We start from the raw sequence: 12,754 nt of genomic DNA on the forward strand, positions 1-12,754 counted from the left end.
TCGGCTGAAGACATCGGGAAGTGAGAAGAGGGGACGGATCTGTTTTTCTATGCGAGCGCGCAAAAAACTGTCCCCCGATTTTCCTGGCGAATGCGCATCCCGTTTTGTTTTACGGACAGGGGTTGGCGCATCCGCATTGCAAGAAAGAATGGCTGTTTCCTCAAGGTCGATTTCAGATAACCCTTTTTGCCTCGGCTATCGCCTTCTGTTCAATCTGTGAAAACGTCAGCTCGGAATCAAAGGGGATAGTCACAACGGTCTCTCCCATGAAGATGCCTTCATAGCCATCATCCGGCTCCAAGAGAAGGCGGACCGAGAAGATTTCTGGCTCTAGATCAGCGTTGTAACTGACAGACTGGATTCGTATTTTCATTTTATCGTGCTCCTGTGAGGGGCAGGGAACGGGTGTTTTCTATGGCCGCGCCGGAGTTCGTGCACCCGCTTGAGCCACCAGCGTCGTATTGTTTAAAGTGAATGCATCCGACCACCCTGGGTGCTCGCCATGCTTACCCGTGAAGCTGCTGCCCGTAGTGCAAATGTAGCCCACGTTGAGGCGACCAATAACCTGGAAGGTGCGCGTACCAGCGCCTTTGTTGCACGACACCGCCGCGTACCGCATCAGTGCTGTAACCCAGTTGCTGGAGAACCTCGCCATGCGCGAGGAAATCAGCAGCGACGCGGTGGTCCTGCATGATTTCGCTCGGGTGCTGGCGATCCCGTTGCGCGATGGCTGTGATTTGCTGGATGTCATCGGGCGACGCTTGCAGGCGCAGGCTTCGTCGTCGTAATAAAATGGGCGGCCTTTGATGCCAAAGTCAGTCAGTTAAGGAGTTTCAGGTTCAGCACTGTCCCTCGTAGCAGCTGCCGAAGGCTCCGTCCGGCTGCGAAGCAGTCGTAAATCCTGCTTGTACGGTTTCCCTGGAATATCGCAGCGCCTGATTTTACGGCAGCTTCGCAGCCGGGCGCAGCCTTCGGCAGCTGCTACGGTTCGCGTAACGTCTAACTGATCAACAGCCCGAGTCAGGCGGTAGAAACATCAGCGGGACAAGTTGTTTTTGATCTTGCGTGTGAATCAACAAGAATGGGATGACAGGATGATCCGGTCCCGATGAGAGGGTTAATGAGAAGATTGTATGTACTGGGGGCGCTCATTGCGCTGACGATCTGCAGCGTAGGCATGAGCGATGCGCGGGAGCGCAACGGCAATCAGCGGGGGGTTGCAGGGGTCTTTGACTACTATCTTCTGTCGTTGTCCTGGTCACCGACGTTTTGCCTGACGCATCTGGAAAATGAACAATGTTCGGGAAAAGGCTACGGTTTTGTACTCCACGGTCTCTGGCCTCAGTACGCCAAGGGCGGCTGGCCCCAGTCTTGTGCTCCACGGGTTCAGTTATCGCAAGAGGAGCGGGCGCAGGGGCTGACGTTGTTTGCGACGAAGAAGCTGCTTGAGCATGAGTGGAGAAAACATGGCACCTGTAGCGGTCTGGAGGCCGTGGATTATCTGGAGTTGGCAGACAAGGCCGTGGGTGCGGTGCGGATCCCGGAGACTCTGCAACCCTTCAGCACCGAGTTTTACCTGGAAGCTCGAGAAATTGCGCGACTGTTCCATGAGAGCAATGCAGGCATACCGGCTGATGGCATCGCGATAATCTGTAAAGGGCCTGAGTTGTCGGAAGTTCGTATCTGCATGGGGAAAGACCTGGCATTCACGGCCTGCGGCAAGGGCGTGAAAAATCAATGTCGGTCCGGAGAGATTCGGGTGCCGCCAGTTCGGTGAGTGAGCCAATTTCAACCGTTAGCAGGCCTGGCTGGGAGAAACAGGGGGCGCTCATTGCTTCCGGATCAAACCTGAACCGGGAATTATCGAGCTGGCTTGATTGTCCATCGGGCCAAGCCAGCACCGGTGCGAGACTGACTGGCCGCACGATATCTGGAATGGTTGGGGGCAACCGCATGGCGAATCGCCGCCTGTCATCAGGTGATTCAAAATGGTGCAAGTTCGTATAAATTTATAGAGGTTCATCCGACAAAAAAAACCACCCTCTACCCATGAGACAAGCTAGATGATCTCCACCCTGGAACTTCGCCACATCATTGAATCGGCTTTTCTGCCTCTCTCCTGTACCTGCAGGGTCAACCCTGACGGATATCTGAGTGTTCAGATTTTTGATCAACACTCTGGTCGAGTCGATCTCTACGTTACGGGAATTTCCACGTCGGAACTGATCAGCAGCAGTGCAATCTGCAATCTCGTTACGGAGTTGCGTGCGGAACTTCAGGCTGGCCGGGACAGCCTGCATAGTCAGTCGGTCAGAAAGGCCAGCTGATTTCCGGAAAACCTGGCCCAGTGCGCTGACCGACAGGCGTAAATTCTTTTGCGCGTATCCGCACTGGGCGACCTGGATACCTGCCGGGTTCGAAATCCCGGCGGTGTGGGCAGCGCGGGTTACTGCATCTCCATCTGCAACATCAAACTATGTTCGTCGCCTCGTTTGCTATGTCGGACGATGCCACAGTACTTTTTGCCGTCCAGGAGAACGATTACCGTGTGCGCCTTGTGCAGATCGTCCGGCGCTGCCTGGACCTGCAGTTCGAATCCTGGCTGGTCAGCCAGATTCAGGGTGAACAGCCGGACCTGGCATTCGGTACGTTTCGAGATCGGGCCGAACAGCGTGTCCTGGACATAGTCGATGCAGGCGGTGCCTGTGCCAATCAGCGAAGTCGAGTTGTCCATGGGGGCCTCCTCGGATTCATGAAGCTTTATTCTGCGTCTGCGGCAAGGGTGCTGGCAATTCAGCGCAGGGGTCAATTGACCTTTTGATGCTGGATCTGCAGTTTTTTCGCCATGTCCAGATGAAGGGCTGCGACGCAGGTCGAACCATAGAATTATGAAACGTCCCGGCGGCAGGAGTTCAGCGTTTCTTGGAAATAAGCAATAAAGGAAAAAGAAATAAAGGCGCTTTGTTGGGTTGTATAGGCACCCATCATTATTTTTGTTAGTCGCTTTCGTTACATATCGCTTTGGTGATAGTTGTAAGGCGTATAAAAGAGTTAACGCTTTTAATGGGTGGCGGCTGTTATCGCTAAAGAGTCTGAATATTATAAGGCAGTAATGTTATTGGCAGCTAGCATCTTATGGCGCGCGGCAGAAGTCGAAATCAGCTGCGCGGTATGACACTTATGTTCACTCAAGGAAAAGGAAATCCCCACATGGAAAGCATCGCTATATCAGCAGCCCAGATTAACTGGAACGGCGGACAACGTATAACCCTCACCGCGGGAGATACAGCCACTTGTACAGTCCTTAGTCCAGGGCAGCTCTATGGGATCTTTATCTACAACTCCGCTCAAAATGATAATAATGCCAATGTGAATGTGGTCTGGAGCAATAGCCAGGCCCCCTGCACGATCACTGTTCCCGGCACCACGGCCAACGCAGGCCTGGCATCACTGGGTTTTGTCTCCGGCTCTGATACTCAGACCATCTCGGTTTCGCTGCCCGTTGCCGCTGGCAACGCACAAGTCGAGGTCTGGCTCGGGAGTGTCGGCATGCCGACCAATACCGCCGGTTTGAACAATAGTGCGCTGCAGGCCAACGGTGAGAAGTATCCGTTTAACAAGTACGCTCGCTACTATGCTGTACCCCCGTCGAAGTGGATGAGCCTGACGATCGCCAGCACCATTACTCAGTTCATTTCGTGCCAGTTCCGCGAAAGCAAGGCGACCGTGTTCGTGGTTAACGAGACCTCGAATGGCCTGCTGCAGAATCAGGTCACGACAATAGGGCCTACGGCCAGTGAGAGTGGGACCGTGGCAATCGTTACTTCGCAGATCCAGAGTATTACCAATAATCTGCAAGGTGATGGTACGCAGTGGGTCTGGTTGGATGCCGACAGCCCGCAGGACTCTCAGAGTGCGAGCATTTCTTTGCAGTCGCTTTGATTTGCTGAGTTGAGAACAAAAGGAGGCCTCACAGTGTGGGGCCTTTTTCATCTCAAACGTTCACCTGCCGGATTTGTTGTGTTTGTCACTTGCATCTATAGTTCAGCGTGCTTGCCTGGAAACTATAAAGAATGTTCCGGGTGTAGATATTTCAGCCTGTTGCACAATTGCAGCCGAAGGTGGCTCACAGGAGGCGTATGAGAACTGTACTGCTGAAGCTGAACAGTGGTTTTGATTTGAGTGAAAAGAAGAAGCTCAGAGACGGTTTATCGGCCGTGTTGCAGATCGGTCAGTCGCTTTGGCTTGCCAATGATGAACGGTTGACCCTGGAGCGCCTGGTTTACCAAGGCCAGACGGCTGCGGGTGAGTTTCTTTATGAAGATCATCAACAGTTTTCGCTGAATGATTTACTGCGTCTGCCTGCGCCCCCGACTTCCCCGCAAGATTTCGAGGAAGCAGATATAGAGGGGCTTTCCTATGACGCGACCGAACGCTATCTCTGGTTGGTCGGCTCCCATAGCCTCAAGCGCAAGCAGCCAGAAGCGCAAAGAGACGTTCACAAGAATATCGAGCGACTGAGCAAGGTCAGTAGCGATGGAAATCGCTATCTGTTGGCCCGGATCCCTGTGGTGGATCAGGATGGCACCATCAGCCTTGTGCGAGAAACCACGGATTTGCAGCGAACAGCCGCCCAGTTGCGCGGTGAACAGTCCTGGAATGCTCTGACTAAAGCGCTCGAGGACGATGAGCACTTGAAGGACTTTTTCGCGATTCCGGGCAAAGACAACGGTTTCGATATCGAAGGCTTGGCGGTCGCTGGCAAACGGCTGTTCATTGGCCTGCGAGGGCCGGTATTGAGAGGCTGGGCAATCATTCTTGAAATTGAACCGCAGGTGGAAGAAGACGATCCTCATACCCTGAAGTTGGCAGGGATCGGTGAGCGCGGCCGTCCTTATCGCAAGCACTTTATCCAGTTGGGAGGATTGGGGATTCGCGACCTATGCGTGCACGGATCTGATTTGCTGATTCTTGCCGGGCCGACAATGGATCTCGACGGACCGGTTACGGTCAGTCGCTGGCCAAACGCAGTACAGGCGGCCGGGGAAAGCGTGGTGTTCAGCAAGGATCTCACGAAGATTCTGGATGTCCCCTTCGGCCAGGAAGATGATCACGCAGAAGGCATGGCGCTTTTTTCAACAACCGACTGCCCCGGGCCTTTGCTTCTGATTGTATGTGACGCCCCTGCCGATCATAGAAAACGCAGTGATGGTAGCCTGGAAGCGGACCTTTTTGATCTGTAGCGAGGCTTGGCTAAATCAGCTGATAGGGCGGATCAGCCTGGCCCCCTCATTCCTCACATTACCCACCGCAAAATCGACCTTGAACCATTCGAACTCGTCGGTGGGCTCACCCTGGTGCATGAGCATGTGCTCGGCGCGTTCCTTTGGCGTTGCGTGGGTGAGCCATTCCCGGGCCAGTTCCGGCGTCAGTACCACCGGCCGCCGGTCGTGGATGTCGACCATGCCGCCGACACTGTCTGCGGTGATGATCACGAAGCCATCGTCGTCCCTCGGTTCCCGGCCGCCGGCGGGGTATTGGCCAATGGCAGCGCAGAGGATCGGCGCGCGGTCCTTGCGCCGGACAAGGTAGGGCTGTTTCTTCGGACCGCCCTCATAAACCCACTCGAACCAATTGTCGATCGGCGCAATCGCCCGATGCGGCCAGATCGCATGAAAGAACGGGCCATGCATGACCTTCTCGACCCTGGCATTGATCGGCGGCGGACGGTCGGTTGCCCAATGGGGTCGCCATCCCCAGCGGACGAAATCGGCATGCAACAAGTCGCCTTCCAGGTGGAGCAGCGCTACCTGGGTAGTCGGCGCAACGTTGTACCGTTCGAGTGGCTGATCACCCACGGTGTTGACCAGCGCATTGGGCATGCTCAACGCAGCGACAAAGTCGTGAATGCCCCGGTACTGAGAAAGCCTTCCGCACATGGGAAAGTCCTCCGGTTGTGCTTTTAGCTTAGCTCAGCATTTGTCCGGTTCGCGCGGGTGGAAAGAAGTGAGTGTCCGCGTCTATAGGGGGGGTGGTTCGTGGTCCTCTTTACTCGCGTCGCGGAATGAATCCCTGGCACGTTCGGCGCCTACCGCTAGTAAAGTCCCGACTAAACCCAGACAGAAGCTGGTGACTAAACTTGCGCGCAGTACTGCGCCAATCGTTGCTTGAAGCACGGCTACCAAACCAAGGGCAGCCAGTCCCCACCCAACTAGAGTCATCGCAAGTTTGAGTTCGTTCATGCCTCGCAAACGTTTTGGAACCGCGGTTGGGTGTCCTGCGGTAATCAGGACTAGCGCGATCAGACCGGACAGAACTCCAAGGAGAGCTGCAATAGGAGCGGGTTGTCGATACTTCACCGCCTTCATCGCCCACCTGTTGTGAAGTTCAGATGTGAGGTTTCCTATCGCTATCTGATGGGCCGCCCATTGATCTGGGTTCCAGCCACGCCACAGTAGAAGCACGAGGTGTTCCGGAAGGTTTGATGAAGCTTCGGGTGCCGCTAGCAGGTCTTCTACGACTCTGCGGTATGCCTGATAAGTGGCTTCGGGAGAGACGCCACCAGCGCCGGTTGCCAGCGCCGGGATCAAAACTGTCGGTGGGTTTTTGACTTCTGTGCGCCTGATCAGCAGGTCAGAGATCGCATAGCTGATCCAGCCTGATAGACACGAAACGTAGCCAGGATCCGAGGAGTAACCGTCCTCTGGAACATTGAGTGATTCTTGCGCAGTTGACTCTCTGCATCGGGCACGACCTTTGTCGTCTCGCCAAACCATGATGGCAACATTGGCCACTTGCTTGATGCCTATCGCGCTGTAGGGGCCTTGGCATGGCTCGAAGGTTACATCTCCTATTTGATCAGCTTTGTCTGACTGGGGGTTTAAGGACTGAAGGTCACATCCCTTGGCGATCCTTTCGCTGATCCCGCCATTGTTTCGGTGAAACTCATCCACTGAGTTCACCAGAATCACGTCTCCAGAGAGCACTCCATCCCAACGGTCGGCCCCCTCGATCCTGGAGTCAAAAAAGTCCGCTTCCGCGACAAAAAGAGTGACACGATTCCTGTTGGGCGCCAGCAAGGTCAATAGCTTTAAATTGGCTCCTTCCTTTACCGTTCCCTGTGAATTCGTGGCACTCGCAAGTTGGCTCAATACTTGTCGCTTGACGTTTGTGCTCGAATCACCAGGAACTGCAGCCCACGTCTCGACCATGCTTATGTGAAGCAAATACCCGGCAATCATGGCCGCGACCAGCAAACCAAGCAGCAGTCGACGATAGCGCCTGAGCCAGATGAAGTAGGTCGTTACGTGTTTCACTGTGATTTATCTCAGGGTTGAGAGGTTTGCCACGCGATGGTTGTCATCATTTAAGTCATGAGCAAACCCTGGGCACGTCTGCTCGTTTCTCCTACTCATCAAGGAGAAGGATGCCGGGTTCAGGTCCCATTTTCTGTGGTTGCAAAATGACATTAGAAGTCGGTGTATATCACGTCAAGTCGGATCAACCGCAGCTGCGCCGGGATGCTCGCGTTGCTGGCGGTGAGGCTGAGCCTCTATCGGTGCAGCGATGTAGGTTGAGGCTGATCTCCCACCCCCTCAATCTGCCATTCGCCGACTCCCATACCAGCGCACCAGGGCTTTTTCCAGTTCGATCAGGGCACAGGTGAGCAGCGCCGCGAGGCCGCACCAGCCCCAGGCTTTCAAGGGCATGGAAGCGGTGGCAAACAGTTGCTGCAGCAGTGGCAGTTCGGTGAATAGCAGCTGCAGGAACGCGATCAGCAAGGCCATGCTCCAGACCATCGGGTTGTCACGCCAGGCGAAATGCGCCACGCCGTCGAGTCGACGACTGCTGAACAGATAGCCTACTTCGCAGGCCACCAGGGCATTGACCGCCAAAGCCCGACTGGCGTCCAGGCTCCAGCCCAGTTCCTGACTGAAATGGAACAGGCCCAGAGAAACCACGGTCATCAGCGCGGAAATCAGCAGTACCCGCCACAGCAGCACCTGACTGAGCAACGGCTGGCGGGGATCGCGGGGTGGTCGGCGCATGATGCCGGCTTCCGCGGGTTCAAAGGCCAGCGCCAACGCCAGGGTGACGGCGGTGATCATGTTCACCCAGAGGATCTGCAACGGCGTGATCGGCAATGTCCAGCCCAGGGCAATCGCCGCCAGCAGGATCATCGACTGCCCGCCGCTGGTGGGCAGGATGAACAGGATGGATTTCTTCAGGTTGTCGTAGACGGTGCGACCTTCCTCGATGGCATGGACAATGGTTGCGAAGTTGTCGTCGGCCAGCACCATCTGGGCCGCCTCTTTCGCCACTTCGGTACCCTTGATGCCCATGGCCACGCCGATGTCGGCGCGCTTGAGTGCCGGTGCGTCGTTGACGCCGTCGCCGGTCATCGCCACCCGTGCGCCGCTGGCTTGCAGGCCTTCCACCAGGCGCAGCTTCTGCGCCGGGTTGGTGCGGGCGAATACATGGGTGTCGGTCAGGCGTGCGGCCAGCTGGGTGTCATCGAGCCTGTCCAGCTCGACCCCGGTCATCGGTGGACTGTCGCCCAGGCCCAGCCGCTCGGCGATGCTGGCCGCAGTGGCGGCATGATCGCCGGTAATCATCTTGACCTGGATCCCGGCGCTATGACAGTCAGCGATGGCCTGGATGACCTCTTCACGCGGCGGATCGAGCATGCCCACCAGCCCCAGCAGCACATACCCGCCCTCGAGATCGGCGTAACTCAACTCCTGCTGGGGCTGGGGCAAGGTGCGCGAGGCCAGGCCCAGCATCCGCAGGCCCTGGCCAGCGCCTTGTTCCAGCGCGGCATGCCAGTAGCTCCGGTCGAGCGGCTCGTCCTGGCCATCACGCGATTGCCGATTGCAGACCTCCAGCAAGCGCTCGGGCGCGCCAATCAGGTAGATCAGGCCGTGCCCGGCTTGATGCTGGTGCAGGCTGGCGGTGCAGCGGTGTTCGGCGCTGAAGGGAATCGCATCCACCCGCGGCAGGTTGGCCGATTCATGTGGCAGTTCCAGGCCGAGCTTGCCTGCCAGGGTCAGCAGCGCCGCTTCGGTAGGGTCGCCGCTGATGCACCACTGCGCATCGGCCAGGTTGAGGCTCGCATGGTTGGCCAGCAGACCGGCCCGTGCCAGATGCTGGATATCGGCCGAATGATCCAGCTGACAGCCATCACCCGCCGCGCAGGAGACTCGTCCTTGGGGGGCATAGCCGATGCCCTCGACCTGGTAATGATGGGCCGCGGTGAAAACCTGCTGCACGGTCATTTCGTTGCGGGTGAGAGTGCCGGTCTTGTCCGAGCAAATCACCGTCACCGCCCCGAGGCTCTCCACCGCCGGCATCCGCCGGATGATCGCCTGGCGCCGGGCCATGCGCTGCACACCCAGGGCGAGGATGATGGTCATGACCGCCGGCAGACCTTCGGGGATGGCGGCGACGGCCAGACCCACGGCCGCCATCAACATATCCCCTGGCTCATAGCCTCGCAGGCCGATGCCGAAGGCAAAGGTTGCCGCCGCCATCACCAGGATAATCAGCGTGAGCTGCCGGGCGAAGTGCGCCAGGTCGGCGAGCAGCGGCGTTTGCAGCGCGCTGACGTTGCCCAGCATGTGGCTGATGCGACCCAGCTCGGTGTCGCCTGCGGTGCCGGCCACCACACCGACCGCGCTGCCGGCGCTGACCAGGGTGCCGGAGTAGGCCATGCTCAGCCGGTCGCCCAGGCTGGCATCCGCCTCTACCGGCGCCGTCTGCTTGTCCACGGGCAACGACTCCCCGGTGAGGGCCGCCTCCTCGACGCGCAGATCGCGCACTTCAAGCAAGCGCAGATCGGCGGGAACCCGCTCGCCGGCCTCGAGCAGCACAATGTCACCCGGCACCAGTTCTTCGGCCGACAAGGACAGCACCTCGCCGTCGCGGCGGACCCGGCTGTCGACCACCAGCATGCGCTGGATCGCGCGCATCGCCTGTTCGGCCTTGCCTTCCTGGATAAACCCGACGATGGCATTGATCAGCACGACGCCAAAAATCACCGCGCTGTCCAGCCACTCGCCCAAAGCGAAGGTGACCAGGCAGGACGCCAGCAACACATAAATCAGCAGGTTGTGGAACTGCAGCGCAAAGCGCTTCAGCGGACCATTGCCGCGCCCCTGGGGCAGGCGATTGGCGCCATAACGCGCCAGACGTTCGGCCGCCGCCGCGGCACTCAGCCCGTGTTCACTGGCTTGCAGTTGCCCGAGGCAGTACTCCGGCGTCTGGCTGTGCCACGTGGTTTGGGTCACCTTATCCATGTCGACATTCCCGAAATCAGCCTGTCGCAACTATAGAGTTCGCTTGATGAAGCCGTGCTGGTCCAAGTCAAGGTTGTACATCTTTTGGACTCGAAACGCGGCGGTCAGTCGCTTCAGCTTGGTTGGAGAAGTGTTTCTTCCAATTACACAGGCCTGAAAGCTTAGCGCAAGAGGAGGGGGCGACCGTTCAGCAACGCAACCACCGCGCTGCCCGCGGGTCACATGTCAGACACCCCCTGACGGCGAGCGCTGGCCATGAACAATCTGCGGATCGCGACGTTCAACATCAACGGTCTCCGTGCCCGACTGCCCAACCTGCTGGAATGGCTGGAGCGCGAGCAACCGGACATCGCCTGTTTGCAGGAACTCAAGGCCGCGGACAAGGACTTTCCCGTCCTGGACTTCGAGGCGGCGGGTTACGGGGCGATCTGGCATGGCCAGGCTGCCTGGAACGGGGTGGCGATCCTGGCTCGCGATGCGCAGCCGCTGGAAAGTCGTCGTGGCTTGCCGGGCGATGACGCGGACCTTCACAGTCGGTATCTGGAGGCGGCGGTGCATGGGGTGGTGGTGGGGTGCCTTTATCTGCCTAATGGCAATCCACAGCCAGGGCCGAAGTTTGATTACAAGCTGGCGTGGTTCGAGCGCTTGATCGATTACGCCAGGCTGCTGCAGGACAGTGATCATCCAGTGGTGCTGGCCGGGGACTACAACGTGGTGCCCACCGATCTGGATATCTACAACCCGCGCTCCTGGCTCAAGGACGCGCTGTTACAGCCTGCAAGCCGCGAGTGTTATCAGCGTTTGCTGGCTCAGGGCTGGACCGATTCATTGCGCAAACTGTATCCGCAGGATCGCCTCTACACCTTCTGGGATTACTTCCGCCAGCATTGGCAGAAGAACTCCGGGCTGCGTATCGATCACCTGTTGCTCAACCGGGCCCTGAGCCCTTACTTGCGCGAGGCCGGCGTCGATGCCTGGGTCAGGAATCAGCCCCATGCCAGCGATCATGCTCCGTGCTGGATCCGCCTGGCCTCGCGTAAGCGGCGTTGACGTGGTGATTGGTTAAATCAATTGTTACTCCTTGGCGGTAATGGCTTATATCTATCGTCCATCCGCAAAGCGTTCCTTTCCCAAGGGGCTGATCCTGGAGAAACGGGCGTACGCGACACCTCGTGTGCAAGGACTCAATCATGAGCCAGCCTCAGCTGCAAAACATCGAACTCTATCTGCAACGCCTGGGCTACGACGCGCCGCCAGCGCCGACGCTGGACACTTTGCGCGAGCTTCAACTGCGCCATACCAGCGTCTTCCCCTTCGAAACGCTGTCGACGCTGTTGCAGGTTCCGGTGCCCATCGATCTGCCGTCGGTGGAGCGCAAAGTCCTGCACGAAGGGCGGGGTGGTTACTGCTACGAACTCAACAATATGTTCCTGGCGTTGCTGCAACAGCTGGGATACGAGGCGCGGGGCATTACCGGGCGGGTGGTGATAGGCAGTCCCGAGGGCGTTTTGACCGCACGCACCCACCGCTTGAGTGTGCTGACCCTGGACGGCATTCGCTATATCACTGACGTCGGCTTTGGTGGCATGGTGCCGACGACCCCGCTGCGGCTGGACACCGAAGAAGAACAGCCAACGCCCCATGAGCCGTATCGGATAACGCAGGGGGAGGACAGCTACACCCTGCGCGCAAAAGTCGCCGGCGAATGGCGTGCACTGTATGTGTTTTATCTGCAGCCGCAGTCGGCGATCGATTACGAGATCGGTAATTGGTACGTCTCGACCCATAAGGACTCGCCGTTCCTTGGGCAGCTGATGGTGGCGAAGATGGGGCAGGGGCTGCGTCGAACGCTCAATAACAGTAGCTATGCCTTGCATCGGATGGGGCTAGAAAGCGAGCGGCGAGAGCTGACGGACCCTGACGAACTCATCGAACTGCTGCACAGCGAGTTTGGAATTCGGGTTCCGCAACATCCGCAGCTGAGGCAGATCATCCAACGCTTGATCAACCCGCCAGCTATTTGAAACGTTTTAACTGACGGACCTAATATCCGCCGCCACTATTCTCCCTGCGTTCTTTGTCGGCCTGTTGCCTGAGCTCCCACCCGGCGCAGTTGGTAAAACCCTGGTGGTCCACCTTGTCGCGTGCATCGAGGCTGATGTGGTAAGCCTGGCGCTGGCCGGTCTGAGACAACTGGTAGTCGAGACAGGAGCCGGGATTTTCCATGCGATTGCTTACCGCTACCGGTTGCCCGCCGATGTCGAGCACCTGCTGCTTGCTCATGCCGGTGCTGACCTTGGCGACCAGCGGTTCGTCCCGGTAGATCTGCTCCCGCGGGGTGGAACACGCGGTCAGGGTGGCCAGGGCAGCTAGCGTCACGAGCAGAAGGTTAGACATGGTCAGGCTCCCGGGGTTACCTGCTGCGCACGTTGCCGATTCAGCTCAGGGTGGCGCGAGCA

At 58.0% G+C, this 12,754-nt stretch carries 13 protein-coding genes; 7 read left to right on the top strand and 6 right to left on the bottom strand.

Annotated elements, in window-relative coordinates:
• Positions 1 to 172: 172 nt before the first annotated feature.
• Positions 173 to 373, bottom strand: a complete 201-nt coding sequence (locus AC3IUA_RS10455; protein WP_489360629.1) for a hypothetical protein — start codon at positions 371 to 373, stop codon at positions 173 to 175.
• Positions 374 to 548: 175 nt separating this feature from the next.
• On the opposite strand from AC3IUA_RS10455, the gene AC3IUA_RS10460 reads away from it, so the two are divergent.
• The 3 genes from AC3IUA_RS10460 to AC3IUA_RS10470 all read left to right on the top strand — a co-directional run bounded on the left by AC3IUA_RS10460 (position 549) and on the right by AC3IUA_RS10470 (position 2,327).
• Positions 549 to 788, top strand: coding sequence for a hypothetical protein (locus AC3IUA_RS10460; RefSeq protein ID WP_489360631.1), 240 nt, complete (start codon positions 549 to 551; stop codon positions 786 to 788).
• Between the two features lie 332 nt (positions 789 to 1,120).
• Complete coding sequence (locus tag AC3IUA_RS10465; protein ID WP_489360633.1) at positions 1,121 to 1,777, top strand: ribonuclease T2 family protein; 657 nt, start codon at positions 1,121 to 1,123, stop codon at positions 1,775 to 1,777.
• Positions 1,778 to 2,063: 286 nt separating this feature from the next.
• A complete protein-coding gene (locus AC3IUA_RS10470) occupies positions 2,064 to 2,327 on the top strand; it encodes a DUF1652 domain-containing protein (protein ID WP_489360635.1) in 264 nt (87 codons plus the stop codon).
• Positions 2,328 to 2,446: 119 nt separating this feature from the next.
• Here the strand turns inward: AC3IUA_RS10470 and AC3IUA_RS10475 are convergent, their stop codons facing one another.
• Entirely contained in the window at positions 2,447 to 2,734 is a 288-nt protein-coding gene (locus tag AC3IUA_RS10475; protein WP_489360637.1) for a hypothetical protein, read from the bottom strand.
• Between the two features lie 476 nt (positions 2,735 to 3,210).
• Here AC3IUA_RS10475 and AC3IUA_RS10480 point away from each other — a divergent pair, with 476 nt between their 5' ends.
• Both AC3IUA_RS10480 and AC3IUA_RS10485 read left to right on the top strand, forming a co-directional pair.
• A complete protein-coding gene (locus AC3IUA_RS10480) occupies positions 3,211 to 3,942 on the top strand; it encodes a hypothetical protein (protein ID WP_489360639.1) in 732 nt (243 codons plus the stop codon).
• Positions 3,943 to 4,139: 197 nt separating this feature from the next.
• Positions 4,140 to 5,243 carry a DUF3616 domain-containing protein gene (locus AC3IUA_RS10485; protein ID WP_489360641.1) on the top strand — a complete coding sequence of 368 codons (1,104 nt, stop codon included), beginning with the start codon at positions 4,140 to 4,142 and terminating at the stop codon, positions 5,241 to 5,243.
• Positions 5,244 to 5,258: 15 nt separating this feature from the next.
• Here AC3IUA_RS10485 and AC3IUA_RS10490 read toward each other — a convergent pair whose 3' ends face one another.
• The 3 genes from AC3IUA_RS10490 to AC3IUA_RS10500 all read right to left on the bottom strand — a co-directional run bounded on the left by AC3IUA_RS10490 (position 5,259) and on the right by AC3IUA_RS10500 (position 10,295).
• Positions 5,259 to 5,939, bottom strand: coding sequence for an SOS response-associated peptidase family protein (locus AC3IUA_RS10490; RefSeq protein WP_489360643.1), 681 nt, complete (start codon positions 5,937 to 5,939; stop codon positions 5,259 to 5,261).
• A gap of 81 nt (positions 5,940 to 6,020) precedes the next feature.
• Positions 6,021 to 7,316, bottom strand: coding sequence for a hypothetical protein (locus AC3IUA_RS10495; protein WP_489360645.1), 1,296 nt, complete (start codon positions 7,314 to 7,316; stop codon positions 6,021 to 6,023).
• 279 nt (positions 7,317 to 7,595) lie between these two features.
• Positions 7,596 to 10,295, bottom strand: a complete 2,700-nt coding sequence (locus AC3IUA_RS10500; RefSeq protein WP_489360647.1) for a cation-transporting P-type ATPase — start codon at positions 10,293 to 10,295, stop codon at positions 7,596 to 7,598.
• Positions 10,296 to 10,550: 255 nt separating this feature from the next.
• Here AC3IUA_RS10500 and AC3IUA_RS10505 point away from each other — a divergent pair, with 255 nt between their 5' ends.
• Together AC3IUA_RS10505 and AC3IUA_RS10510 are read left to right on the top strand one after the other, a co-directional pair.
• Positions 10,551 to 11,345 carry an exodeoxyribonuclease III gene (locus tag AC3IUA_RS10505; protein WP_489360649.1) on the top strand — a complete coding sequence of 265 codons (795 nt, stop codon included), beginning with the start codon at positions 10,551 to 10,553 and terminating at the stop codon, positions 11,343 to 11,345.
• A 140-nt stretch (positions 11,346 to 11,485) separates the two neighbouring features.
• Positions 11,486 to 12,319, top strand: coding sequence for an arylamine N-acetyltransferase family protein (locus tag AC3IUA_RS10510; RefSeq protein ID WP_489360651.1), 834 nt, complete (start codon positions 11,486 to 11,488; stop codon positions 12,317 to 12,319).
• 19 nt (positions 12,320 to 12,338) lie between these two features.
• Here AC3IUA_RS10510 and osmE read toward each other — a convergent pair whose 3' ends face one another.
• A complete protein-coding gene (osmE, locus tag AC3IUA_RS10515) occupies positions 12,339 to 12,692 on the bottom strand; it encodes an osmotically-inducible lipoprotein OsmE (RefSeq protein ID WP_489360653.1) in 354 nt (117 codons plus the stop codon).
• Positions 12,693 to 12,754 lie beyond the last annotated feature (62 nt).

Source organism: Pseudomonas sp. KH_050, assembly GCF_057838875.1.

Excerpts from the sequence above, each read along its gene's own strand:
- AC3IUA_RS10455 (WP_489360629.1), bottom strand. The coding sequence starts at position 373 with ATGAAAATACGAATCCAGTCTGTCAGTTACAACGCTGATCTAGAGCCA.
- AC3IUA_RS10465 (WP_489360633.1), top strand. The coding sequence starts at position 1,121 with ATGAGAAGATTGTATGTACTGGGGGCGCTCATTGCGCTGACGATCTGC.
- AC3IUA_RS10470 (WP_489360635.1), top strand. The coding sequence starts at position 2,064 with ATGATCTCCACCCTGGAACTTCGCCACATCATTGAATCGGCTTTTCTG.
- AC3IUA_RS10475 (WP_489360637.1), bottom strand. The coding sequence starts at position 2,734 with ATGGACAACTCGACTTCGCTGATTGGCACAGGCACCGCCTGCATCGAC.
- AC3IUA_RS10480 (WP_489360639.1), top strand. The coding sequence starts at position 3,211 with ATGGAAAGCATCGCTATATCAGCAGCCCAGATTAACTGGAACGGCGGA.
- AC3IUA_RS10485 (WP_489360641.1), top strand. The coding sequence starts at position 4,140 with ATGAGAACTGTACTGCTGAAGCTGAACAGTGGTTTTGATTTGAGTGAA.
- AC3IUA_RS10490 (WP_489360643.1), bottom strand. The coding sequence starts at position 5,939 with ATGTGCGGAAGGCTTTCTCAGTACCGGGGCATTCACGACTTTGTCGCT.
- AC3IUA_RS10500 (WP_489360647.1), bottom strand. The coding sequence starts at position 10,295 with ATGGATAAGGTGACCCAAACCACGTGGCACAGCCAGACGCCGGAGTAC.
- AC3IUA_RS10505 (WP_489360649.1), top strand. The coding sequence starts at position 10,551 with ATGAACAATCTGCGGATCGCGACGTTCAACATCAACGGTCTCCGTGCC.
- AC3IUA_RS10510 (WP_489360651.1), top strand. The coding sequence starts at position 11,486 with ATGAGCCAGCCTCAGCTGCAAAACATCGAACTCTATCTGCAACGCCTG.
- osmE (WP_489360653.1), bottom strand. The coding sequence starts at position 12,692 with ATGTCTAACCTTCTGCTCGTGACGCTAGCTGCCCTGGCCACCCTGACC.